The organism is Tetragenococcus muriaticus DSM 15685, from assembly GCF_000423785.1.
In the GTDB taxonomy this organism is placed as follows: Bacteria; Bacillota; Bacilli; order Lactobacillales; family Enterococcaceae; genus Tetragenococcus; species Tetragenococcus muriaticus.
Map to the genome: position 1 here is coordinate 1 of NZ_AUIQ01000008.1, position 22,100 is coordinate 22,100.

Below are 22,100 nucleotides of genomic sequence, written 5' to 3' on the forward strand. Positions count from 1 at the left end.
CCTACTATGACCTCGGCTGACTTCTGTCTATTCGTTATTACTACGACTCCTGTCGCTAGACAGACCTCCCCGGGTAAGGCGCGATAACCTTCCACTCATGTCACTGCCTCATTTACTGTATGGGATTCGGGCAGTATCGGACTTTACTTTGTTTTGCAAGCTCGTCCATCCCAAACCAGCCTTCTTATGAGATTCCTGTTCGTCAGTGCAAGTGTTTGCCTCTAGCTTCCTTCAGATTCCGCCTCACGGCGGACACCTTTGCTTTTAGCTAACAGTTCCTACTGCCAAGTCCGTAGTGGACTTTCACTACCAAGTTATCGACCATGCCGAGCGCACAAAAAAACGACCCTTTTTAAAAGGGTCGAATACTTACCTAGTTTAAATAAGAATTGATATAATCAACAGCGGCACCTACAGTTTGGATCTTTTCTGCATCTTCATCAGAAATTTCTGTGCCAAAAGTTTCTTCTAATTCTAACACAAATTCCATCACACTAATTGAATCAGCATTTAAATCATCTTTTATACTCATTGATTCTTTTACTTGGTCAGCTGCCACTTCAAAGTGATTCGCGATCACGCCAGCTACCTTATTAAATATTTCTTCACGTGTCAAATATATTCACCTCCACGCACTTAGAATAGCTCTCAAGTATTGTACGATTTTTTATTGAATTTGTCTAGCGTTTTTTCAACTTTGTAACAAAGGTTACATTTTTATTACATTAATTCTGTGTATCTTCTACTTCAAATTGTTTCGTGAGTTTACCCACAACATCTGTATCAAGCATCGTATGAATTTGCTTTATTGTGGCTGCTACTGCTTCGGGTTTTGTTGCTCCATGAGTTTTGACAACAGGAGATTTCAAGCCGAATAAGACTGCTCCGCCGTACTTAGCATAATCCATCTCATTTTTTAAACCACTTAACGCATTTTTTAATAATAAAGCACCCATCTTTCCTTTTATTCCTTCATCAAGGATAGACTCTTTCAGTAATTGTGTAATGTTTAACGCCGTTCCTTCAATCGATTTTAAAACAGCGTTACCTGTAAAACCATCTGTTACCACAACATCTGCCGCACCATTTAAAATATCACGAGATTCGATATTTCCTACAAAGTTTATGTTAGACTCTTCAGACAGAAGCTCAAAAGCTTTTTTCGTCACTTCACTCCCTTTTGAGGCTTCAGTTCCGTTATTTAATAAACCAACCGTAGGATTTTCTACATTTCGAACATTTCTAGCATAAAAAGAGCCTAAAATGCCGTATTTCAGTAAATGCTCCGCTTTATTTTCCGCATTAGCTCCTAAATCTAGCATATCAAATCCTCGATTTTCTCCAATAATAGGTAAGGTTGACATTAATCCTGGGCGCTCGATACCTTTAATACGACCAACAATAAATAATCCTGCAGCCAAAAGCGCGCCTGTATTTCCTGCAGAAAAACAAGCATCTGCTTCTCCCTTTTTAACAGCTTGCGCCGCTAAAACCATCGAAGCTTGTTTTTTGCGTCGAATCGCTCGCACAGGTTCATCTTCACTCGTTACTTTTTCATCTGTATGAATAATTGTTATATTATTCTGGTCAGTTACATATTTTTTTATTTCATCTTCTTTGCCATATAATTGAAATTCAATCTCAGGAAAATCATTTTTTGCTGTCATTACTCCTGTAACAATTGCTTCTGGTGCGTTATCGCCACCCATAGCATCTACTGCAATTTTCATTTTACTTTGCACACCCTTCTAAAAAGTTCCTTTTTCGTGTAATCGCTCAATCAAAAAACTGATTTTCTTGCGCGTTTTCTTTTAAATAAGACAGTAAACCAGCGTACTCAGGTAATAATTGCCAATTTTCTTTTTGCCATAATTGCTGTGCTTCATCTTTGGCTACCTCTAAAACATTAGCATCTGCTACAATATCAGCCGCCACAAATTCTGGCAACCCTGATTGTTTAGAACCAAATACTTCACCAGGCCCTCGAAGTTCCAAATCTTTTTGGCTAACAACAAATCCATTATTGGTTTCTGTCATAATTTTCATTCGTTCTTTACCCAACTCATTTTGTGGATTAGCGACCAAAATACACGTAGAAGCTTCTTGCCCTCGGCCTACTCGACCACGTAATTGATGCAATTGGGCTAATCCAAAACGGTCGGCATCTATAATAAGCATAGTCGTGGCATTGGGGACGTCTACTCCTACCTCAATCACAGTAGTAGAAACTAACACTTGGAATTCATTTTCATTAAAAGCTTGCATAACTGCTTCTTTTTCTTCATTTTTCATTTTACCATGGAGTAAACCTACAGTATATTCTGGCTCAAAAAACTCTTTTAATTGTTCATATAATTCCACAGCATTTTGTACGTCTAACATCTCAGATTCTTCGATTAATGGACAGATGACATACATCTGAGATCCCTTTTGTAATTCTAGTTGGGCGTTTTTTAAAGCACCTGACAATTGGCCATGTTTGATCCAGCGTGTTTCCACCGGAAGCCTGCCTGCAGGCATTTCATCAATAATTGAAACATCCATCTCTCCGTAAGTCGTAATTGCTAAGGTTCGTGGAATTGGCGTAGCTGTCATAAATAATACATCTGGTTGAAATCCTTTTTCTCGTAAAATCTGTCGCTGACTTACACCAAAACGATGCTGCTCATCTGTAATAACTAGTCCCAAATTGGAAAAATCTACGCCTTCTTGAATTAACGCATGAGTTCCCACAAGAATATCGATTTCTCCGTTTTGTAATTGTTCGATAATTTTTTCTCTTTCTTTTGGCTTTGTCGAACTCGTCAAAAGCGCCGTATGTATTTCTAAGGGGTCAAATAATTGATTTAAACTAGCCAAATGTTGTTGTGCCAAGATCTCTGTAGGCACCATTAAAGCTCCTTGAAAGCCTGCGGTCACTACCGCATACAGAGCAATTGCAGCTACGACCGTCTTGCCACTACCTACATCGCCTTGTAACAAACGTTGCATGTGTCTAGGCTGTAAAAAGTCACGACAAATTTCATTCGTTACACGTTTTTGTGCATTTGTTAAAGTAAAAGGAAGATTTTTCGTAAATTTTTTTACACGCTCAACATCGTAATGAATAATAATTCCGTGTTTTTCTGACTTTTCTTCTTTTTTTAACCCTTGGATTTTCATTTGAAATAAGAAAAATTCTTCAAACACAATACGTCGTTTTGCTTGATGATATTCATTGAGGTCTTTAGGAAAATGCATCGCATACATTGCTTCTTTTCTACTTAATAAACGATATTTTTCCATTAAAGATAGCGGCAAGTTTTCTTCTAATTGCTCCCCAAAACGAGCAAATGCTTTTTTTATCAAATCAACTAATGTTTGTTGCCGGATAGCCTTACTTACATGGTAAATCGGTGCAAACTCGCCTTCTTGATTAGCTCCTAATATTTTCATTCCTGTTAATGACTTCCGCTTAGCATCCCATTTTCCATAAACAGCGATATCTTCAGAGACGATGATTTTATCTTTTAAGTAAGGTTGGTTAAAAAAAGACACACTAAAAACATCATGATCTTGCATCATGCGAAATTGCAATCGCGACTTCTTATAACCAAAACGATTAATAACCGGCGGAGAAACTACAACTCCTTTAATAGTTACTTTTTCCTGATCGTTGATTTCGATTAAGTCTCTTTCTTTAATATCATCATAGCGAAAAGGATAATAACGCAATAGATCTTCTATAGTTTCTATTCCTAAGTCAGCTAAGGCTTGCGCACGTTTTTCTCCAACTCCGGCAAGTTTTGTAATGGATTCTTCTAGCATTTTCTCACCAACTTTCAAAAAAAGAAGCTGGAAAATCACTAAAATCCCAGCCCCTTTCTAACTTTCAACGTATTTTGTAAAAAAATTTGCTATTCAGCTGAAAAAATATACGGATAAACAGGTTGATCCCCTTCATGAATTTCAACTTCTAATTCGTCATCAATTGCCAAAACTGCCTCTTCTAATTTCTCCGCATCTTTTTTCGTACCATCTTCTCCGATAATAATGGTAATAATTTCTGTCTCATTTGTAATCATTTGTTTTAATGTTTCTTTAGAAGACGCTAAGATATCAGCATTTGAAACGACAATTTTCTCGTCAACCATACCTAAAAAGTCATCTTTTTTTATATTAATTCCTTCAATACTTGAATCGCGAATCGCATGAGTAATTGAACCAGAGACCACCGTATCTAGCATTTGATTCATTGCCTCTTTATTATCAGTTAAAGATTGACGTTCATTAAAACCTAGCATAGCTGTCATACCTTGAGAGATCGTTTTGGAAGGAACCACTTCAACAGGAACCTCAGCTAATTCAGCCGCTTGATTGGCAGACATAAAGATATTCTTGTTATTAGGTAAAATAATGACTTGGTCAGCATTTACTTCGTCGATCGCTTTAGTAATATCTTCAGTACTCGGATTCATCGTTTGTCCGCCAGGAATTACATACTTAGCTCCTAAACTTTCAAAAAGTTGTTTTACCCCTTGACCAGCAGCTACTGTAATAACGGCATAAGCACACCGTGGTTGCTTTTGTGGGGACTCAGTTTGACTTTCCTCACTACTTAAAATGGTCTCATGTTGTAAACGCATGTTATCGACTTTGACTTTCGTTAATGAACCAAATTTTTGGCCATAATTCATGACCTCTCCCGGGTATTCCGTATGTACATGGACCTTGATAATCTCATCATCATTAACAACAAGCAAGGAATCTCCTAGTTCATTTAAATAGTTACGAAAAGTCTCATAATCAAATTCACTTTCTACTGTTGGACCTTCCCCAATTTGCACCATAATTTCAGTACAATAGCCATAAGTAATCTCATCTGTAGACATCTGACCTTGTACACTACGATGATGTTCTGCATTTACTAATTCATCCATAGCAGCTGGTGAAACAGAATAATCTTCATTTTCAGATTCTCCATTCAGAGCATTTAAAAACCCTTCATAAACAAATAATAGGCCCTGTCCACCACTATCTACAACGCCTACTTCCTTTAAAATTGGTAATAAATCTGGTGTTTTATCTAAAGCCCGCTTTCCGCCTTTTACAATAGCTGACATCACTTCAATACAGTCATCGGTGTCTGCTGCCTTTTTTTCTCCATATTCAGCTGCTACACGTGCAACTGTCAAAATGGTACCTTCTACTGGCTTCATTACCGCATTATAAGCTGTATTAACTCCATGTTTAAACGCTTGAGCTAAATCGTTGGCTGATAAAGTTTCCAGTTCTTCCACATTCTTACTAAATCCACGAAATAATTGTGACAAAATAACGCCTGAGTTTCCTCTAGCGCCCATTAACAGCCCTTTTGATAGACGATCAGCTAATTCTCCAACCTTTTCTGAAGAAGAATCAGACACTTCTTTAGCACCACTAGCCATTGATAAATTCATATTCGTCCCAGTGTCTCCATCTGGTACTGGAAACACATTTAGCGAATTAACAAACTCTGCATTTGCTTGAAGACGATTCGCGCCCGCTCGGACCATTTCTTGAAATTGGCTTGCGCTAATATCCGTTACTTTCACTGGTAATCCTCCTTAAGTTCCAATCGCTGAATATTCAGCTTGTTGTTTGTTATTAATCTGGTAATACTCGCACACCCTGAACAAACACATTTACTGAATTAGCAACAACGCCAAGCATTGTTTCAAGGTTATATTTTACTTTTTCTTGTACATTACGGGAAACTTCCGAAATTTTCGTCCCATAACTTACAATTGTATAAACATCTACGGCAATTCCGTTTTCTTCTTGCCGTACTACGATACCGCGTGCATAATTTTCTTTTCGTAAAATTTCGTTGATATTATCTTTTAGTTGGTTTTTGCTAGCCATCCCAACAATACCAAAAACATCAGTTGCCGCACCACCGACAACTGTTGCAATTACATCATTTGTAATTTCAATTGTTCCAATTGAGGTATTTATTTTTACAGCCATGATAAGCCTCCTTAGCCGACAAACCGTCCATTTTATACTATAGTATTTTAACATAGCCCTTCTTTAAATAAAAGAAGATGACACTAGCTTCCCTCTTGACATTCCCAAAATGTAGTGTCTTCCAAAAGTTTCAATGATTATTTTTTCAACAAAACACTCTAAGGAAACTTAATGTGTCTTTTATCCGAGAAGGCCCTTCATTCGTTTATTTTCACAAAAAATTTTCATAACCTTAACTAATTTACAATGATGCAGTGAAAAAGTCAATGTAAGAAGAAAATTTTACTTGCATTTCTAACTATTTTATGCTAATTTTGTCTAGTATGAGCGAAAAACAAGCGCTCCTAGATCAAGGCAAAGGAGGAAACTACACATGTCAAAAGAATGTTATTTCACAGGTCGTAAAACTAGAACCGGCAATAACCGTTCTCATGCGATGAACGCTACTAAACGTACTGTAAAACCTAACCTACAAAAAGTTCGCATATTAGAAAATGGCAAACCAAAAAATGTTTGGGTATCTGCTCGTGCTTTGAAGTCTGGTAAAGTTGAGCGCATATAAAATTTAAAGTTCCTAGAGGAGGTAGATGCTGCATTAGCAGTATTTACCTCCTCTTTATTTAAATATAGGTCACTTCTACTTTCTTATTTTCTATAACTATCTTTATAAGCATTCAATTGCTCGCAAAAAAGCGTTGTAAGAGCAACCCATATGTGGTAGTGTTAAGCTTAAACTCTTAACATTCTAGAAAAGTGAAGGGAGCGTCGTTTTTTATGAGCATGGAGATTATTACATTACTTGCCCTCGTTTTGGTGATTATCATTGGGTTTATCAAAAAACTCAATATTGGTCTTCTAGCCATAGCTGTAGCAGTTGTCATTGGCTATGCATCAAATGATTTTTCTACGGAACAAATTCTAGAAGGATTCGACGCTTCCTTATTTATTACATTACTTGGTGTGACATTTTTATTTGGAATTATCAGTGATAATGGTTGTCTAGATACATTGATTAATCATATTATCAGTAAACTTGGCAGAAAAATTTGGTTTGTCCCGATTCTTGTATTCATGGTCGGCTTTTTAATTGCTGCATTAGCTGGAGCTGTAGCCGCCCTTGTTTTTGTTGTATCGATGTCTATCCCTCTTGCACGCACTTCAGGATATAACCCTGCACTTTTGATGATTATTGGTGTTGCCGGAGGACAATCAGGTCGTTTTACAACCATCACACCAGATGGCAATGTGATAGTGACTATTATGACTGAACAAGGTATAGAAGGGGTTCTAACCCCACTGACTTTCAACGTCACTATCGGCATGATTCTATTATCTATTGCTGCGTTTATTTATTTCAAAGGCTATAAAATACAAAAAAACCAGTCTTCCGATAAACGGGTTGAAACAAAACATTTGACGAAAAAGCAATGGATTGCACTAGCAGGCATCTTCCTTTTTATCTTTTGCGTGATTGGTCTCGGGCTAGATGCAGGGCTTACCGCAATATCGGTGGCAATGCTTTTACTTATATTAGGAATTTCTAACGAAAAGAAAGCCTTTCAAAACATACCGTGGAATACTATTTTGATGGTAACCGGTGTAGGTGTGCTGATGAATATTATCAACGAAACCGGAGGGATAGATATGCTTGTCGGGGTGATCGGAGACTTCTCTAATTATGCCACAATTATGGGAGTGACTTCTTTTGTTGGTGGTTTCATGTCTTGGTTCTCATCTACTTTAGGTGTAGTGATTCCGACACTTGCACCGACAGTCGGTGAACTAGCAGATGTTATTGGCCATAGTACAAGTGAAACTGGTCTGTTGAGTACCATGATTGTCGGTGCCAGCTCGGCAGCGTTCAGTCCTGTTTCAAGTGCAGGAGGATTGATCTTATCAACAATAATTGGCGATTATCAATATAAAAAAGAGTTTAATTCCAATAAATTATTTGTCTCCCTTTTTATTTTCTCAATTGGCATGGTCTTGATAAGTTCTATTTTGGCCACCACTGGCATTTTTGCTTTATTTAATTAAAAAAGTCTTGTCAGCTCGACCAAAGCTAGTAAAAAACCAGAGAGAATAACACTTAAAGAAAAGAGCTATTTTCTCTGGTTTTTAACGTTCCAAAAGAGAGTAAAAGTGGTCAGAAAATTGATATAGAAACTTATAGTTATTGACGAACAAGCTTAAAGATCTATCCATTAATACTAAAGGTATATTTGTGACCTTGTGTCAAACTATGGTAGAAGCCCTCTCCTTCATAAAGTTGAAAGACTTGGACACTTTGTTGCTCTTGTTTATCAGGATAAACTTGATCAATATAAGAATTATCCTGTAATACTTCTTGAAGTTTTTCCTTCCCTAATTTTCTAACCTTCCCTTCAATTCGTATCACTTGAATTAAATATTCTTCTTCTAAAAATCCCGTAATAGCAATCTTCGAGTTACTTTGCATCTGTTGGTAGAAATTCGTTTTGGGGCTGGTCATGAAAAAAACTCCCTCTTCATTAGCCACTCCGATATTAATAGGGCGAGCGTGAGGATGGTTATTCTCATCAACAGTTGCAAATATAGCCACTTTCATATCTTTTTCTAAAATCTTCATGATATCTTGGGTTTTCATTGGTTTTCTCCTCCACTTCCATTGTAAGTTCTTTCACTACTAAACGAAGAGCAAAAACATCCTTGTGATTAATTTCATAATTCGTATATAGTATAACAGATTTTCATTAATAATTTAACTAGATGAAAAAATTACCTTGAATTTTAACAGGAGTGGGTGATTACGACCTTCTAAAATAACGAAAATATGGTGTTTAAATTAAAAAATCATTAGAAAACAATTTTTTTATTTATCAACGAATTGTTTTCATCATAGGCACCTGATACACTCATTGGTATACTTATTTTTTATATTTTTTACAAAGTACTTATATGAGGAGGGAAACAAAATGAATGAGTTAGAAAACCAGAAGAATAAAGGTTTTTTTGGTTGGATTGAACGGGTAGGTAACAAATTACCTGATCCCGTTGTTTTATTTATTATCTTAGCGGCAATTGTCGTTGTAATATCGGGAATTGCCGGTGCAACGGATTTAAGCGTTGAATATTTTGACGCCGCGGAAGGAGAAAATACCACAGTAGAAGCTGTCTCCTTACTATCAGCTGAAGGACTAAATCATATGTTCAATTCGGCTGTAGACAACTTCACTGGATTTGCGCCTTTAGGTACAGTACTTGTTACTATGCTTGGGGTTGGTGTTGCAGAGTGGACAGGCCTTATTGCCTCGACATTAAAGCGTCTATTATCTAATGTCCCAGCTTTTCTTCTTTCAGCCTCTGTTGTATTTGCAGGAATCATATCAAATATCGCTTCAGATGTCGGCTATATTGTAATTATTCCTTTAGGCGCACTTATCTTTGCTGGTGCAGGTCGCCATCCGCTTGCTGGTTTAGCAGCTGCTTTTGCCGGGGTATCTGGTGGTTTTTCTGCTAACTTACTAGTAGGTCCTTTGGATGCTATCGTTGTAGAAATCGCAAATGAAGCATTAAGTTCTGCTGGAATTAACTATGAAATGTCGATTACAGCCAATTGGTACTTCATGGTTGCTTCTACAATCTTATTAACCATTGTAGGTGCTTTAGTCACTGACAAATTTGTCGAGCCTAGGCTAGGCGAATACAAAGGAGACTATCGCCCTGACTTTGAATCCTTATCAAAAGTTGAACTAAAAGGGCTACGCAATGCTTTGATCGTCCTAGTTGTTTATGCAGTTATCATGGGGATCTTGATGTTTCCGCAAGGAGCTTTATTCAGAAGTTACGATGAAGCCCTTGGTACAGAATCCATCAATAACTTCTTATCAAGTGGCTTACTCTTAGGTATTTTCTTGTTATTCGTTTTGCCTGGTTTGGCTTACGGTATAACTGTTGGCAAAATTAAAAATTCTTCTGATTTTGTCAAAGGTATGTCCGAATCGATGAGCTCGATGGGGAATTATATCGTGTTAGCTTTCTTTGCGGGACAGCTAATTAATTATTTCGAATACACTAACTTAGGGACAATTTTAGCAGTTTCAGGTGCTGACTTATTAGAATCTATTCATTTAACAGGTTTACCATTAATCTTAGGATTTATTGTCGTATCTGGTTTTATCAATCTGTTTATTGGCTCTGCTTCTGCAAAATGGGCAATCTTAGCTCCAATCTTTACACCTATGCTTTATAATTTAAATATTGCCCCTGAATTGACATTAATTGCTTATAGGGTTGCTGATTCTTCAACAAACGTTATATCCCCCTTGTTGAATTACTTCCCTATGATTTTAATCTTTGCGCAACGTTATGATAAAAAGGCTGGTATTGGAACAATCATATCTACAATGTTAGCTTACTCTATGGCATTCTTACTGACTTGGACAATCCTTCTTATCATCTGGTTCTTATTTAGTATTCCATTAGGCCCTGGAGCAGGTCTAACGCTATAATCTATTGATAACCTAAAAAATCTTAATAAAAAGTGCTTTTGCTTTCTGTACCTAAAAACAAGGAAAGTAGAAGCACCTTTTTCTTATTTTCCCAGATATTTGATTGCTACATATTCAGCTTTCAAGTAAAATATATAAGAAATAAAAATTTATGGAGGTCACAAAACTTGAATTATTTTTGGATGATCATTAAGGGAGTTATGATGGGCATTGCAAATATCGTGCCCGGAGTCAGCGGAGGAACGATGGCTATTTCATTGGGGATTTACGATGATATGATTTATGCCATTTCCCATTTAATCAAAAAATGGAAAAACAGCTTAAAAATCCTACTTCCACTAGGCATTGGTTTAGCTATTGGTGTTGTCTTTTTTTCCTATGCCATTGAGTTTTTATTAAGCCAATATACGTTACCTACAGCTCTTGCATTTATAGGCCTTATTCTTGGTGGTCTTCCTATCTTATTCCAAGAATTTCGTGCTGCAATGAAACAAAAACGTGTAAATCTAAACATTACTCATATTGTCGTTTTTCTTATTTTTTTTATATTAGTTATAGGAATGTCTTTAATGCAAGAAACTCAAGCTCATTCAGCAGGGCTTGAAGTTAACTTGTCAAATATCGTTCTATTATTCTTTATTGGTATTGTTACTTCTGCGACTATGGTTGTGCCTGGAATCAGTGGGTCTCTTATTTTAATGGTTTTTGGTTACTATTACAGTATTATTAACACCGTGACAAGTTTCTTTGATGCTCTCCGTATACTCAATTGGGAAAGTCTAATTTATAACGCCAGCCTTTTATTCCCTTTCGGAGTAGGTATTTTATTAGGTGTTTTTTTGATTAGTAAAATCATCGAATACTTATTCATTCATTATCCAAGTTTAACTTATAGTGGAATCTTCGGTTTGATTATCGCTTCTCCATTTGCCATTATTTATAATACAAATGCTCTGGCTGATCTATCCAGTTCTAATGCCATCTCTTTTACAAGTATTGGAATAATATTATTGCTTATCGCTTTTTATTTAACATATCGTTTAGGCAAAGTTAAACAACCAGATTCAAAATAAAAATGAAGGTCAACTGCCTCAATAAGCCGCCAAGTAGAACAACAATTGGCGGCTTATTGTTTAAGCTGATTTCAAACTTTTATGAACGAACTTTTCTTTAAACAAGATCATTTGGATTATTGAAAGCGTTCTATTATACTTAAGTTAAATAAAAACAATTTAATGCTTATAACCTTTCCAGCTTTATTCAAACGTAGTCATTCTTTTTTCATTTTCGTTTTATATCAAAACAAGAAAGGGGCTTCTTGGATGGATTATCTAAGAGACATCGCTACCTCAGTTGTTATTTATAGCTTTTTTGCATTTGTGTGGTTTGGTTGGGCATTAGAAGGTCCTAAAAGAAGTTGGAAGAAGTATTTAGTTATTGCTTGTACGACTTCTTTTTTACTAGGCGTATTAGGCATCTATCTCATTTTTAACTATCAAGACGAAGCTAGCGTATTAACAGCAAATGGTCTATCCACATGGTATTATATTATCGTCATTATTGAATTCTTCATTGGTGGCATCGGTGCTCATCTATTATACAACAAGAAATTAGATAGTTACATTTCTCCATGGATTTGTCTGATTGTAGGAATCCATTTCTCTCCTTTGGCTTTTATCTTCCAAGAACCTACGATGCATCTCTTAGCCCTTTTATTTGTCGCGACATCAATTGTCACGATTAAACGTATGAAAGTTATTTCTTACCGAGCAAGTGCAATTACTGGATTAGGAGCCGGTAGTATACTTTTATGCTTTGCCTTATTTAACATTATCAGACTCTTCATTGCTTAAACAAAACTTACTCTTAAAGTTGACTTTCATTTAACGAATAAAATAAATGAGAAAGGCAGTGACAATCAGACGAGCCAAACCCTTTTGCTGGAATAATTCCACCATTTTTTTCTTGCAGGCGGGCAAAAAGCTGGCATTCACCTTCTTCACCTAAAAACGTTTGGACTTCTTCTATATGCAAATAAGGACGTAAATAATCTAAATGCCAGCGTTTCTTTTTCTCTACTTGAATATGTCTATTTATTCTCGCTTGGATATTTCGTTTGGCACTTCCTACGTAAACATAGTATCCTCTTGCAAAAGTAAACTCTCCTAGTTTCCCTATTTGAATATTTTTTTCTTCCTGCAAAAAGCCTTTTACTGCGTAAAGGGTATGCTCTCCTTGAATTGTTTTTTTCATTTTTTTCATCTCTTTTTTTAGTCTTAAAATATGAATTAAAATAACGGAAATGATTGATAAAATTTATCTTTCGATCAAATTACATTTTTTATTAATATTCTCCACACAAACTTATACTCTTCCTTTATTCTATGATAAACTAGCATGAAAGTATAAACAATTTGAAGGAGCCATTTTTTCAATGATCAAAGATTTTTTTCAAAAAAATAAATATTATATGATTGCCAGTTTCTTTATACCTGCAATCATAATGGCTATTATTTATCTAACGATCGGTATTTATCCAGGAAGTGAACGCACTCTACTAGCTAGTGATGCTTTCTCACAATTTTCCAATTTTCATGCAAGCTTTCGTAATGCTTTATTTGGCGAACAAAGTTTCCTTTACACTTGGAATGCTTCTTTAGGATTAAACTATCTTTCTTTAATCTCCTATTATTTGGGTGGTTTTTTTACCCCCCTTGTTCTATTTTTTCCTAATCAATTGATGCCAGATGCCTTGTACTTTTTAACATTAGTAAAGATCGGTAGTGCAGGGCTAAGTTTTTGGTTCTATGCTAAACATATTTTTCATATCTCTAAGAAAAGTCATATAACCTTAGCTATCTGTTATGCTCTAATGTCTTTTATTACCGCTCAGTCTGAACTAATTATGTGGTTAGATGCTTATGTCTACTTACCTTTAATTATCTGGGGGATCGACCGTATCATACAAAAAGGGAAACCGAAGCTTTTATTTATTAGTTATTTTATGCTGTTTTTCACTAGTTTTTACCTAGGCTTTATGGTCGGCGTTTTTTCAGTTCTTTACTTTTTTGTCCAATTATTTAGAAATTGGCAAGAAAATAAAAAACGGATTCTTCCTTATTTTGTTACTTCTTTTTTAGCTGGTGGTGCTTCAATGATTATCATCTTGCCAGCACTGTTAGATTTACGTTCTAACGGGGAAGAATTAACACAAATTACCAATCTTAAAACAGATGCAACTGGCCCTTTGGATTTTTTCATTAAAAATATGATCGGGGTTTATGATACGACGAAATACGGTTCCATTCCTTTTATTTATATCGGTTTATTGCCCCTTGCTTTTTTTGTTTTTTATTTCATTATTAAAGAAATTCCATGGAAAGAAAAACTTCTGTACGCTTTATTAATCGCTCTGTTGCTAGGAAGCTTTTATTTTGTTCCTTTAAACTTATTCTGGCATGGCATGCATGCTCCGAATATGTTTTTATTCCGATATGCTTTTTTTCTCTCTTTTACTATTATAATGTTGGCTGGTTTTGGTTGGGAAAAATTAAATCCAGCCAATGAAAAACGTCTCCTTTTTTCCTTTGTTTTTTTAGCTGTAACTTTTTCGCTAACCTATCTTTTAGTTCATAACACAAAGGACTACTTAGAACCGATCTCTCTTATTTTAAGTTTAGCTTTTTTAGCTGTTTATTTCATTATCTTTTTTTCATTTTACAAAAAACAATTTACACTTAAACAAACCGTTGTATTTTTATTATTGTTCATAACAGTAGAGATGGCTGTCAACACCAATAGTATGTTACGAGGAATCTTAGATGAATGGAATTATCCTTCTCGAAGTTTGTATACTGAACCCTACCCTGCCATTAATGAACTCGTTGAACAAACAAAAGAAGAGAATAATACGTTTTATCGTTTAGAAAACTTAGATCCTGTTTCTGCTAATGATAGTTTTAATTACGGTTATAGTGGTATTAGCATGTTTTCATCTATCCGCAACCGTAATGCTTCTAATTATATGAACATGCTCGGCTTTCGATCCAGAGGAACAAGTTTAAATGTACGTTATCCTAATAATACTTTACTGATGGACAGCTTGATGGCAGTCAAATATAACCTAACCGAACAACCGATAAACAAATATGGATTCAGCCAAAAAAATACGAATGACGACTATCAACTTTATGAAAATCAAAACGCATTACCTTTAGGTTTCTTAACCGATCCTGCCATTGATCAAGTAACGCAAGTCCCTAATGATAATTTATCCAACCAGACAAATTTAATGAATCAATTAGCAGGAACACAAGAAACATTCTTCACATTTCGACCTATCACTGTAATTGGATTAAATAATGTAACGATCGAAAATCAAGGAGCACATACAAATTACAGTGAAGAAGAAGAAAATATCGCCAAAGAGATTACTTGGGAAGTCACCGTACCTGAAAATTCGCAGGCTTATCTCAGTCTATTTCCTACCAATTTTGCTGAATTAGAAAACTCCACAGTAACAATTACTGTGGATGGACAACAACGGGAAAGCCAAATTAATACGAATGGACAATATTACGATTTAGGATTTTATAATCAAGCACAAACCATTGAATTTACTGCAAGTTTTTATGGCACGGAAGATATTTCTTTCCAAAATCCACAAGTAGTTACTTTAGACACTGATGCATTACAAGAAAGTGTCGATACAATCCAAGAAAATGGCGTCGAAATGCAAACAGGAAACCGTAGCGCTCAGGCTGAAGTGACAACAAATACAGACCAAACATTAATAACCACTATTCCTTATGATGGAGGGTGGCACGCCAAAATAGACGGACATGATGTAGCTGTCAATTCCTTCCAAGACGCATTTGTTAGTTTAGAAGTACCAGAAGGAAAACATACAATCGAGTTAAGTTATCGTCCACAAGGTTTTCTTCCAGGAGTCGGCGCATTTGTTATCTGCATAACTCTATTTGTTGGTTTTGATTGGTATTACGAGAAAAAAAGATGGCCATAGGATTAGCTCAGCGATGTATTCTCTGCGTTCTCATTAAACTCGAAAAACCCAGTGGGCTATCAATATAGATAGCCCACTGGGTTTTTAAATACTCCCTTAATTATCGAATGCTTTAATATTTCACTTCTTTTAAATACAACCCTTCCGGATGGGCGGTAGGTCCAGCCGCATTACGATCACGAGCGACAATAATTTGTGAGATCGCATCCTGTGAAATTCGGCCATTTCCAATTTTTAATAAAGTTCCCACCATAATACGTACCATATTATATAAAAAACCATCGCCACGGAAAGTAAATATCAATTCATCTCTGTTTTCATTCATCTCCATAGTTGCTTCGTAGATGGTTCGTGTTTTACTTTTAACTGCACTTTTCCCTGAACAAAACGAAGTAAAATCATGCGTACCCAAAAAATCAGGGAGCGCTCTCTTTATTTTCTCTACATCCAATTCATAAGGATAATAACTACTATAAAAACGTCGAAAAGGACTACGCGGCTTACCAATATCCACCCGAAATTCATACGTTTTTTCTTTGGCCTGATAGCGAGAATGAAAACTATCCGCGACAAGTTCTACTTTTCTTACTGCAATATCTGCAGGAGTTTGTGTATCTAAAGCAAAACGCAATTTTTCTGATGCACGTTCAAAAGGCCAGACAAAATCAATCACCTGCCCTAAAGCATGGACCCCAGCATCTGTTCTTCCTGAACCATGAATTTTAATCGTTTGATTCGCAATTTTAGAAAGTGTTTTTTCTATCTCATCTTGAACCGTGCGCCCGTTTATTTGGCTTTGAAAGCCACTAAAGTTTGTACCATCATAAGCAATAATCGCTTTATATCGAACCATTTTTTCTCTCCTCTTTCACAAAAAAAGAGACAATAAAAGGAGAAATTAACTTTTGTTGTCTCTTTTTCTTAAATTAAGCACGTAATATTAGCAAACTTATGTGCTTATCATGGGTTAAGCACACTAGTTTAGCTTTCTTATGAGGTTATTTCCATTTTAGCACACTGGTTTATTTTGCCTTCTTTTTTAAGCTCTTAAATAAATTAATACGATCGTTAAAATGGCGTAAGCACAAATAGAAACGGTATCCTTTTTATGCCAATGTAGTACACGGTATTTCGTACGTCCTTCGCCACCTTGATAACCCCGAGCTTCCATTGCTGTTGCTAAGTCATCTGCACGATTAAAACTAGAAACAAACAAAGGAATTAATAACGGTATCACTGCTTTCATTTTTTGAATTAAGTTGCCTTCACTAAAATCAACTCCACGTGCTCGTTGTGCATTCATAATTTTTTCCGTTTCATCCATTAATGTTGGCACAAAACGCAAAGCAATAGACAACATTAAAGAAATTTCATGAACAGGAAAATGGACCACATTTAAAGGACGTAAAATAAACTCAATAGCATCTGATAGTTCCAAAGGAGGCGTCGTTAACGTTAATAAAGTAGACATAAATATAATTAATACAAAACGACAGAAGATAAAGATCCCATTTTGCACACCATATTCTGTAATCTGAAAAACGCCCCACTCCCAGTAAACTTGACCACCAGAGGTAAACAAGACTTGCAAAGCGACAGTAAACAGTATCAGCCAAAGTAAAGGGCGAACACCACGTAAGAAATAACCAAAATCGACTTTTGATAAATAAACACAAAAAAGAGTAAATAACCCTAAGAGTAGATAACTTTGCCAATTATTAGCGAAGAAGATAATCCCAATAAAGTAAAAACTAGTAAGTAATTTTGCTCGCGGATCCAACCGATGAATTAGGGAATTTCCAGGGATATATCGTCCAAGAATCAACTTATTCATCATAACAAGTTTCCTCCTCTTGCCACTAATTCATCAGCTAATTCATTTGCTGTAAGAGGCAACTTTTTAAAAGTCATCCCCTTTTTTTCTAAACGTTTAGCAAAAGCTGCTGCAGTAGGAACCCCCAATTGTTTTTCTTGTAACCATTGAACATCCTGAAAAACTTCTTCAGGCACGCCATCTTTGACTAGCTTACCTTTTTCCAAAACATAAACATAATCTGCATGATTAGCTACATCATCCATTAGATGAGTAACCAACACAATCGTCATGTGTTTTGTCTGATGCAATTTTTCAAAAATAGCCATCATTTCCCTGCGTCCTTGAGGGTCAAGTCCTGCTGTTGGTTCATCTAACACTAAAACTTCCGGTTCCATTGCCAAAACTCCAGCAATAGCTACTCGACGCATTTGACCACCTGACAGATCAAAAGGAGAACGCTCTAAATAACTTTCATCCAATCCTACTAACGTTAAATATTCTTTGGCTAATTCTAATGCATTTTCTTCTGATACACCAAAATTCTTAGGACCAAAAGCAATATCTTTTCCTACCGTTTCTTCAAACAGCTGTGATTCAGGGAACTGAAAAACAATTCCAACTTTTTTTCGAATAGGCTTTAAATTTTTATTATTCGTTTCTGAAGTGATCGTTCTTTCGCCAATTTTTACATTGCCAGAAGTTGGTTTTAATAAAGCATTTAAGTGTTGTAAAATTGTTGATTTTCCACTTCCAGTGTGACCGACTAAAGCATTATATGTTCCTTCTTTAACTGTCATATCGATATTATATAAAACGCGTTGCTCAAATGGTGAACCAGGTTGATAGGTGAAATTCACTTGTTCAAAATCGATGTCCATAACCAGTCCACCATCCCTTCTTCCGTTAAATAAGTTTCAGGTACTGTAACACCTCGGTCTTTCAATGCTTGTTTTAATCTCTCAGGAAAAGGCAAATCTAACCCCTTTTCTACTAAACTAGGTCCCTCAGAGAAAATCTTTGCCGGCGTTCCCTCATCGACTAATTCGCCTTCACGCATCACAAAAATACGATTGGCATTAGCTGCTTCATCAATATCATGTGTAATGGATAGAACTGTGAGTTGATATTTTTCTTTAATTTCTTTGAGAATGGAGATGACTTCTTGACGTCCTTCAGGATCTAACATGCTTGTCGCCTCATCAAGGATAATAATATCTGGGCGTAAAGCCACTATCCCTGCTATCGCAACTCGCTGCTTCTGTCCTCCTGATAGACGTGCAGGTTCCTTGTCAGCAAAATCAGTCAACTTTACTTGTTCCAAAGCTTCCTTTACTCGAGGGAGCATTTCGTCACGCGGAACGCCTTGATTTTCCATCCCAAAAGCAACGTCATCTTCAACTGTAGCACCTACAAATTGATTATCTGGATTTTGAAAAACCATTCCAACCATTTTACGAATCGTCCACACGTTTTCTTCATTTAAATCCAGTTGCCCCACTGAAACACTTCCAGACTCTGGCAAAAGTAATCCATTAATTGTTTTAGCTAGTGTAGACTTCCCGGAGCCATTATGACCAATAATAGCCAACCATTCTCCTTTATTAACAGTCAATGATACATTTTGCAAAGCGGTGCGTGTTTGCTCTCCTTGATAACGAAAAGTGATATTTTTTAAATTTATAATAGGCTCCATGATTACTCCTTTATGTAAATTAAAATAAAAAAGCATTTGAGGCAAAAAGTTCTTATAGTTAGCTTTTATACAATAAACAATTTGATTCTAACTAACACTACCAAAAAAAAGAGGACATTTCAATTATTCTCATAAATGAAAACTTTAAAGTTGCTTTTTTCACTTTCCATTATCCATATTTAAATAGACAATCGAAACTAAAAAAAACACTTTATGATGAATGCCTGCTCCCTAACAATTTAGGGAGCAGCGCTGAGCTAGACTCGGAAGAAGTTTTTCTTCCATCATCATAACGCTCTTAAAATCATCGACAAAGTGATGCTTGATATTAGTAAAAGCACTAATACTTCTTCATTAGATTTTAGACAAGTTCTAGGATCGCCATTGGTGCAGAATCTCCGCGTCTTGGCTCTGTTTTTAAAATACGAGTATAACCGCCTTGACGTTCTTCATAACGAGGAGCAATATCATTAAAAAGCTTTTGTAAAGCTGAATCGATGACAATTTCTTCATCTTCTTCACGCACACTAGCAACTTCATTGCGCACAAACGCAGCTGCTTGACGACGTGCATGCAAATCACCGCGTTTTCCTAAAGTGATCATTTTTTCTGCTGTCGAACGAACTTCTTTAGCACGGGTTTGTGTTGTAACGATCCGTTCATTAATAATTAAATCAGTAGTTAAATCACGCAACATCGCTTTACGTTGGCTAGATGTGCGTCCTAATTTACGATAACTCACGTGGGTTCCCTCCTTCGTAAAAAATTAATCATCTTTACGTAAACCTAGACCAAGATCACTCAATTTTGATTTAACTTCTTCAAGAGATTTGCGTCCTAAGTTACGTACTTTGATCATTTCTGGTTCGGACTTATTTGTTAATTCTTGTACTGTATTAATACCAGCACGTTTTAGACAATTATAAGAGCGAACAGATAAATCTAATTCTTCGATCGTCATTTCTAACATTTTTTCTTTTTGTGTTTCTTCTTTTTCAACCATGATATCAGTATTTTGAGCTTCATCGGTCATGTTCACAAAAATTTCCAAATGATCAGTAAGAATTTTGGCTGATAAACTCAATGCATCAAGAGGTTCAATTGAACCATCTGTCCAAACTTCCATTGTCAATTTATCATAATTATCCCGTCGACCAACACGCGTATTTTCTACTTGATAATTCACACGGCGGACAGGAGTGTAAATAGAATCAACTGGCAGTACACCAATTGGCATATCTTCCCTTTTATTCTCATCTGCCTGGTCATAACCACGTCCAGGTTGCACTGACAAACGAGCATGAAATCTTGTTCCTTCAGATACAGTACAGATATACATTTCTTTATTTAGTATTTCTACATCACTGTCAACGATGATATCACCAGCTGTAATCGTAGCTGGACCCGTAATATCAATTTCAAGGTTTTTTGCTTCTTCAGTGTAGAGCTTGAGAGCAAGACCCTTGATATTCAAAATGATTTGCGCAACATCTTCTCTAACGCCTTTAATCGTTGAAAATTCATGTAATACACCATCGATTTGGATATTCGTGATTGCTGCCCCTGGTAAAGAAGATAGCAAAATACGACGCAGGGAATTTCCTAATGTAGTTCCATAGCCTCTTTCCAAAGGTTCTACGATGAACTTGCCATAATCTTTCTCTTCATCAATCTTTGCAATTCTTGGTTTTTCGAATTCAATCATTCTTATCTTTTACCCCTTTCAAAACGAAAAGTGTCTTGTTCAATGACATAAATTTTAAGACTCAAAATGAGCAGCACTCATTAAACACGACGGCGTTTTGGAGGGCGGCATCCATTATGAGGAACTGGTGTTACGTCACGAATCGCAGCCACTTCCAATCCTGCTGCTTGTAATGAACGAATTGCTGCTTCACGTCCTGAACCTGGGCCTTTTACGGTTACTTCTACATTTTTTAATCCGTGTTCCATTGATGCTTTTGCTGCAGTTTCTGCTGCCAATTGAGCAGCAAATGGCGTCGATTTCCGGCTGCCTCTAAAGCCTAAAGCACCTGCTGAAGACCATGATAAGGCATTACCATGCACATCAGTGATCATCACAATTGTATTGTTAAACGTTGAATGAATATGCGCAACACCGGATTCAACATTTTTTCTTACACGGCGTCTACGATTCCCTTTCTTTTGTGCCATGAAGTTTTAACCTCCTTCACTAGAAATTATTTTTTCTTACCTGCAATAGTTGTTGCTGGTCCTTTACGTGTGCGTGCATTATTTTTCGTATGTTGTCCACGTACGGGCAAGTTACGACGGTGACGCATGCCACGGTATGAACCAATTTCCATCAAACGACGGACATCTAAGTTAATTTCACGGCGAAGATCGCCTTCTACTTTTAGATTATCCACAACAGCACGAATTGTGTCTGTTTGTTCGTTTGTCAGATCACGAACACGAATATTTTCAGCAACTCCAGCTTCTGCTAGAATGCTTTTAGCTGTCGTATCTCCAACTCCAAAAATATAAGTAAGAGAAACAACTACATGTTTGTCACGTGGGATATCTACTCCTGCAATACGAGCCATATCTTATTACACCTCCAATTATCCTTGACGTTGTTTATGTTTTGGATTTGCTGAACAAATCACCATAACGCGTCCATTACGACGCACCACTTTACAATTATCACACATTGGTTTTACTGATGGTCTTACTTTCATAATACTTACCTCCCTATGGCTTTACGTAAGTACAATTATTTAAAACGATACGTAATACGACCTCGACTTAAATCATAAGGAGACAGTTCAACAGTCACCTTATCCCCTGGCAAAATACGAATATAATGCATCCGGATTTTCCCAGAGACAGTCGCAAGAATTTCATGGCCGTTTTCAAGTTCGACTTTAAACATTGCATTGGGCAAAGTTTCGACGACTGTACCTTCAATTTCAATCATATCTTCTTTTGCCACGCACAGTACCTCCTTGTACTTGTTTCGCAACTTTTTACGCGATAAAACGGCGGAAACCTATGTTGTTCCCACCTTAACTACTTTACTGCCGTTTCTTATTAGCCCAGATTCCAGACTGATACATTCTAGCATAA

Annotated in this window: 23 protein-coding genes; 6 read left to right on the forward strand and 17 right to left on the reverse strand. The window is 36.3% G+C overall.

Annotated features, from left to right (window positions below; genetic code table 11):
* Positions 1 to 373: 373 nt before the first annotated feature.
* The 5 genes from acpP to G577_RS0102215 form a co-directional block, all read right to left on the reverse strand.
* On the reverse strand, positions 374 to 616 hold the full coding sequence (gene acpP / locus G577_RS0102195) for an acyl carrier protein (RefSeq protein WP_028789757.1): 243 nt from the start codon (positions 614 to 616) through the stop codon (positions 374 to 376).
* A gap of 109 nt (positions 617 to 725) precedes the next feature.
* On the reverse strand, positions 726 to 1,730 hold the full coding sequence (gene plsX, locus G577_RS0102200) for a phosphate acyltransferase PlsX (protein WP_028789758.1): 1,005 nt from the start codon (positions 1,728 to 1,730) through the stop codon (positions 726 to 728).
* A 46-nt stretch (positions 1,731 to 1,776) separates the two neighbouring features.
* On the reverse strand, positions 1,777 to 3,807 hold the full coding sequence (gene recG / locus G577_RS0102205; protein ID WP_028789759.1) for an ATP-dependent DNA helicase RecG: 2,031 nt from the start codon (positions 3,805 to 3,807) through the stop codon (positions 1,777 to 1,779).
* 89 nt (positions 3,808 to 3,896) lie between these two features.
* On the reverse strand, positions 3,897 to 5,573 hold the full coding sequence (locus tag G577_RS0102210) for a DAK2 domain-containing protein (RefSeq protein ID WP_028789760.1): 1,677 nt from the start codon (positions 5,571 to 5,573) through the stop codon (positions 3,897 to 3,899).
* A 52-nt stretch (positions 5,574 to 5,625) separates the two neighbouring features.
* Positions 5,626 to 5,988 (reverse strand): Asp23/Gls24 family envelope stress response protein, encoded by a 363-nt coding sequence (locus G577_RS0102215; RefSeq protein ID WP_028789761.1) that lies wholly within the window; start codon positions 5,986 to 5,988, stop codon positions 5,626 to 5,628.
* Between the two features lie 373 nt (positions 5,989 to 6,361).
* On the opposite strand from G577_RS0102215, the gene rpmB reads away from it, so the two are divergent.
* Positions 6,362 to 6,550, forward strand: coding sequence for a 50S ribosomal protein L28 (gene rpmB, locus G577_RS0102220; RefSeq protein WP_028789762.1), 189 nt, complete (start codon positions 6,362 to 6,364; stop codon positions 6,548 to 6,550).
* Positions 6,551 to 6,762: 212 nt separating this feature from the next.
* Positions 6,763 to 8,025: an SLC13 family permease gene (locus G577_RS0102225; RefSeq protein ID WP_028789763.1), complete on the forward strand. Its 1,263-nt coding sequence runs from the start codon at positions 6,763 to 6,765 to the stop codon at positions 8,023 to 8,025.
* A gap of 160 nt (positions 8,026 to 8,185) precedes the next feature.
* On the opposite strand, the gene G577_RS0102230 is transcribed toward G577_RS0102225, so the two are convergent.
* Entirely contained in the window at positions 8,186 to 8,614 is a 429-nt protein-coding gene (locus G577_RS0102230; RefSeq protein ID WP_028789764.1) for a pyridoxamine 5'-phosphate oxidase family protein, read from the reverse strand.
* Positions 8,615 to 8,942: 328 nt separating this feature from the next.
* On the opposite strand from G577_RS0102230, the gene G577_RS0102235 reads away from it, so the two are divergent.
* The 3 genes from G577_RS0102235 to G577_RS0102245 all read left to right on the forward strand — a co-directional run bounded on the left by G577_RS0102235 (position 8,943) and on the right by G577_RS0102245 (position 12,331).
* Positions 8,943 to 10,478, forward strand: a complete 1,536-nt coding sequence (locus tag G577_RS0102235; protein ID WP_028789765.1) for an AbgT family transporter — start codon at positions 8,943 to 8,945, stop codon at positions 10,476 to 10,478.
* A gap of 167 nt (positions 10,479 to 10,645) precedes the next feature.
* A complete protein-coding gene (locus tag G577_RS0102240; RefSeq protein ID WP_028789766.1) occupies positions 10,646 to 11,551 on the forward strand; it encodes a DUF368 domain-containing protein in 906 nt (301 codons plus the stop codon).
* A 249-nt stretch (positions 11,552 to 11,800) separates the two neighbouring features.
* A complete protein-coding gene (locus tag G577_RS0102245; RefSeq protein ID WP_028789767.1) occupies positions 11,801 to 12,331 on the forward strand; it encodes a hypothetical protein in 531 nt (176 codons plus the stop codon).
* 13 nt (positions 12,332 to 12,344) lie between these two features.
* Here G577_RS0102245 and G577_RS0102250 read toward each other — a convergent pair whose 3' ends face one another.
* Complete coding sequence (locus tag G577_RS0102250) at positions 12,345 to 12,731, reverse strand: GIY-YIG nuclease family protein (protein WP_028789768.1); 387 nt, start codon at positions 12,729 to 12,731, stop codon at positions 12,345 to 12,347.
* Between the two features lie 181 nt (positions 12,732 to 12,912).
* Between G577_RS0102250 and G577_RS0102255 the strand changes: the two genes are divergently transcribed.
* The gene (locus tag G577_RS0102255) at positions 12,913 to 15,501 is read left to right on the forward strand and encodes a YfhO family protein (RefSeq protein ID WP_038027579.1); all 2,589 of its coding nucleotides are present in this window, start codon (positions 12,913 to 12,915) and stop codon (positions 15,499 to 15,501) included.
* Positions 15,502 to 15,613: 112 nt separating this feature from the next.
* On the opposite strand, the gene truA is transcribed toward G577_RS0102255, so the two are convergent.
* The 10 genes from truA to infA all read right to left on the reverse strand — a co-directional run bounded on the left by truA (position 15,614) and on the right by infA (position 21,966).
* Positions 15,614 to 16,354, reverse strand: coding sequence for a tRNA pseudouridine(38-40) synthase TruA (truA, locus tag G577_RS0102260; protein ID WP_028789770.1), 741 nt, complete (start codon positions 16,352 to 16,354; stop codon positions 15,614 to 15,616).
* Positions 16,355 to 16,540: 186 nt separating this feature from the next.
* A complete protein-coding gene (locus tag G577_RS0102265) occupies positions 16,541 to 17,338 on the reverse strand; it encodes an energy-coupling factor transporter transmembrane component T family protein (protein ID WP_028789771.1) in 798 nt (265 codons plus the stop codon).
* A complete protein-coding gene (locus G577_RS0102270; RefSeq protein WP_028789772.1) occupies positions 17,335 to 18,195 on the reverse strand; it encodes an energy-coupling factor ABC transporter ATP-binding protein in 861 nt (286 codons plus the stop codon). Before G577_RS0102270 ends, G577_RS0102265 begins: the two co-directional genes overlap by 4 nt.
* Positions 18,171 to 19,010 (reverse strand): energy-coupling factor ABC transporter ATP-binding protein, encoded by an 840-nt coding sequence (locus tag G577_RS0102275; protein WP_028789773.1) that lies wholly within the window; start codon positions 19,008 to 19,010, stop codon positions 18,171 to 18,173. Before G577_RS0102275 ends, G577_RS0102270 begins: the two co-directional genes overlap by 25 nt.
* Before the next feature lie 361 nt (positions 19,011 to 19,371).
* Positions 19,372 to 19,752, reverse strand: a complete 381-nt coding sequence (rplQ, locus tag G577_RS0102280) for a 50S ribosomal protein L17 (RefSeq protein ID WP_028789774.1) — start codon at positions 19,750 to 19,752, stop codon at positions 19,372 to 19,374.
* Between the two features lie 24 nt (positions 19,753 to 19,776).
* Positions 19,777 to 20,715 carry a DNA-directed RNA polymerase subunit alpha gene (locus G577_RS0102285; protein ID WP_028789775.1) on the reverse strand — a complete coding sequence of 313 codons (939 nt, stop codon included), beginning with the start codon at positions 20,713 to 20,715 and terminating at the stop codon, positions 19,777 to 19,779.
* A gap of 80 nt (positions 20,716 to 20,795) precedes the next feature.
* Positions 20,796 to 21,185 carry a 30S ribosomal protein S11 gene (rpsK, locus tag G577_RS0102290; RefSeq protein WP_028789776.1) on the reverse strand — a complete coding sequence of 130 codons (390 nt, stop codon included), beginning with the start codon at positions 21,183 to 21,185 and terminating at the stop codon, positions 20,796 to 20,798.
* Positions 21,186 to 21,211: 26 nt separating this feature from the next.
* Positions 21,212 to 21,577 (reverse strand): 30S ribosomal protein S13, encoded by a 366-nt coding sequence (gene rpsM / locus G577_RS0102295; RefSeq protein ID WP_028789777.1) that lies wholly within the window; start codon positions 21,575 to 21,577, stop codon positions 21,212 to 21,214.
* Positions 21,578 to 21,595: 18 nt separating this feature from the next.
* A complete protein-coding gene (rpmJ, locus tag G577_RS0102300) occupies positions 21,596 to 21,712 on the reverse strand; it encodes a 50S ribosomal protein L36 (RefSeq protein ID WP_028789778.1) in 117 nt (38 codons plus the stop codon).
* 35 nt (positions 21,713 to 21,747) lie between these two features.
* A complete protein-coding gene (gene infA, locus G577_RS0102305; RefSeq protein WP_014125620.1) occupies positions 21,748 to 21,966 on the reverse strand; it encodes a translation initiation factor IF-1 in 219 nt (72 codons plus the stop codon).
* Positions 21,967 to 22,100: the final 134 nt, after the last annotated feature.

Excerpts from the sequence above, each read along its gene's own strand:
- plsX (WP_028789758.1), bottom strand. The coding sequence starts at position 1,730 with ATGAAAATTGCAGTAGATGCTATGGGTGGCGATAACGCACCAGAAGCA.
- recG (WP_028789759.1), bottom strand. The coding sequence starts at position 3,807 with ATGCTAGAAGAATCCATTACAAAACTTGCCGGAGTTGGAGAAAAACGT.
- G577_RS0102215 (WP_028789761.1), bottom strand. The coding sequence starts at position 5,988 with ATGGCTGTAAAAATAAATACCTCAATTGGAACAATTGAAATTACAAAT.
- rpmB (WP_028789762.1), top strand. The coding sequence starts at position 6,362 with ATGTCAAAAGAATGTTATTTCACAGGTCGTAAAACTAGAACCGGCAAT.
- G577_RS0102225 (WP_028789763.1), top strand. The coding sequence starts at position 6,763 with ATGAGCATGGAGATTATTACATTACTTGCCCTCGTTTTGGTGATTATC.
- G577_RS0102230 (WP_028789764.1), bottom strand. The coding sequence starts at position 8,614 with ATGAAAACCCAAGATATCATGAAGATTTTAGAAAAAGATATGAAAGTG.
- G577_RS0102235 (WP_028789765.1), top strand. The coding sequence starts at position 8,943 with ATGAATGAGTTAGAAAACCAGAAGAATAAAGGTTTTTTTGGTTGGATT.
- G577_RS0102245 (WP_028789767.1), top strand. The coding sequence starts at position 11,801 with ATGGATTATCTAAGAGACATCGCTACCTCAGTTGTTATTTATAGCTTT.
- G577_RS0102250 (WP_028789768.1), bottom strand. The coding sequence starts at position 12,731 with ATGAAAAAAACAATTCAAGGAGAGCATACCCTTTACGCAGTAAAAGGC.
- G577_RS0102255 (WP_038027579.1), top strand. The coding sequence starts at position 12,913 with ATGATCAAAGATTTTTTTCAAAAAAATAAATATTATATGATTGCCAGT.
- truA (WP_028789770.1), bottom strand. The coding sequence starts at position 16,354 with ATGGTTCGATATAAAGCGATTATTGCTTATGATGGTACAAACTTTAGT.
- G577_RS0102265 (WP_028789771.1), bottom strand. The coding sequence starts at position 17,338 with ATGATGAATAAGTTGATTCTTGGACGATATATCCCTGGAAATTCCCTA.
- G577_RS0102270 (WP_028789772.1), bottom strand. The coding sequence starts at position 18,195 with ATGGACATCGATTTTGAACAAGTGAATTTCACCTATCAACCTGGTTCA.
- G577_RS0102275 (WP_028789773.1), bottom strand. The coding sequence starts at position 19,010 with ATGGAGCCTATTATAAATTTAAAAAATATCACTTTTCGTTATCAAGGA.
- G577_RS0102285 (WP_028789775.1), bottom strand. The coding sequence starts at position 20,715 with ATGATTGAATTCGAAAAACCAAGAATTGCAAAGATTGATGAAGAGAAA.
- rpsK (WP_028789776.1), bottom strand. The coding sequence starts at position 21,185 with ATGGCACAAAAGAAAGGGAATCGTAGACGCCGTGTAAGAAAAAATGTT.
- rpsM (WP_028789777.1), bottom strand. The coding sequence starts at position 21,577 with ATGGCTCGTATTGCAGGAGTAGATATCCCACGTGACAAACATGTAGTT.
- rpmJ (WP_028789778.1), bottom strand. The coding sequence starts at position 21,712 with ATGAAAGTAAGACCATCAGTAAAACCAATGTGTGATAATTGTAAAGTG.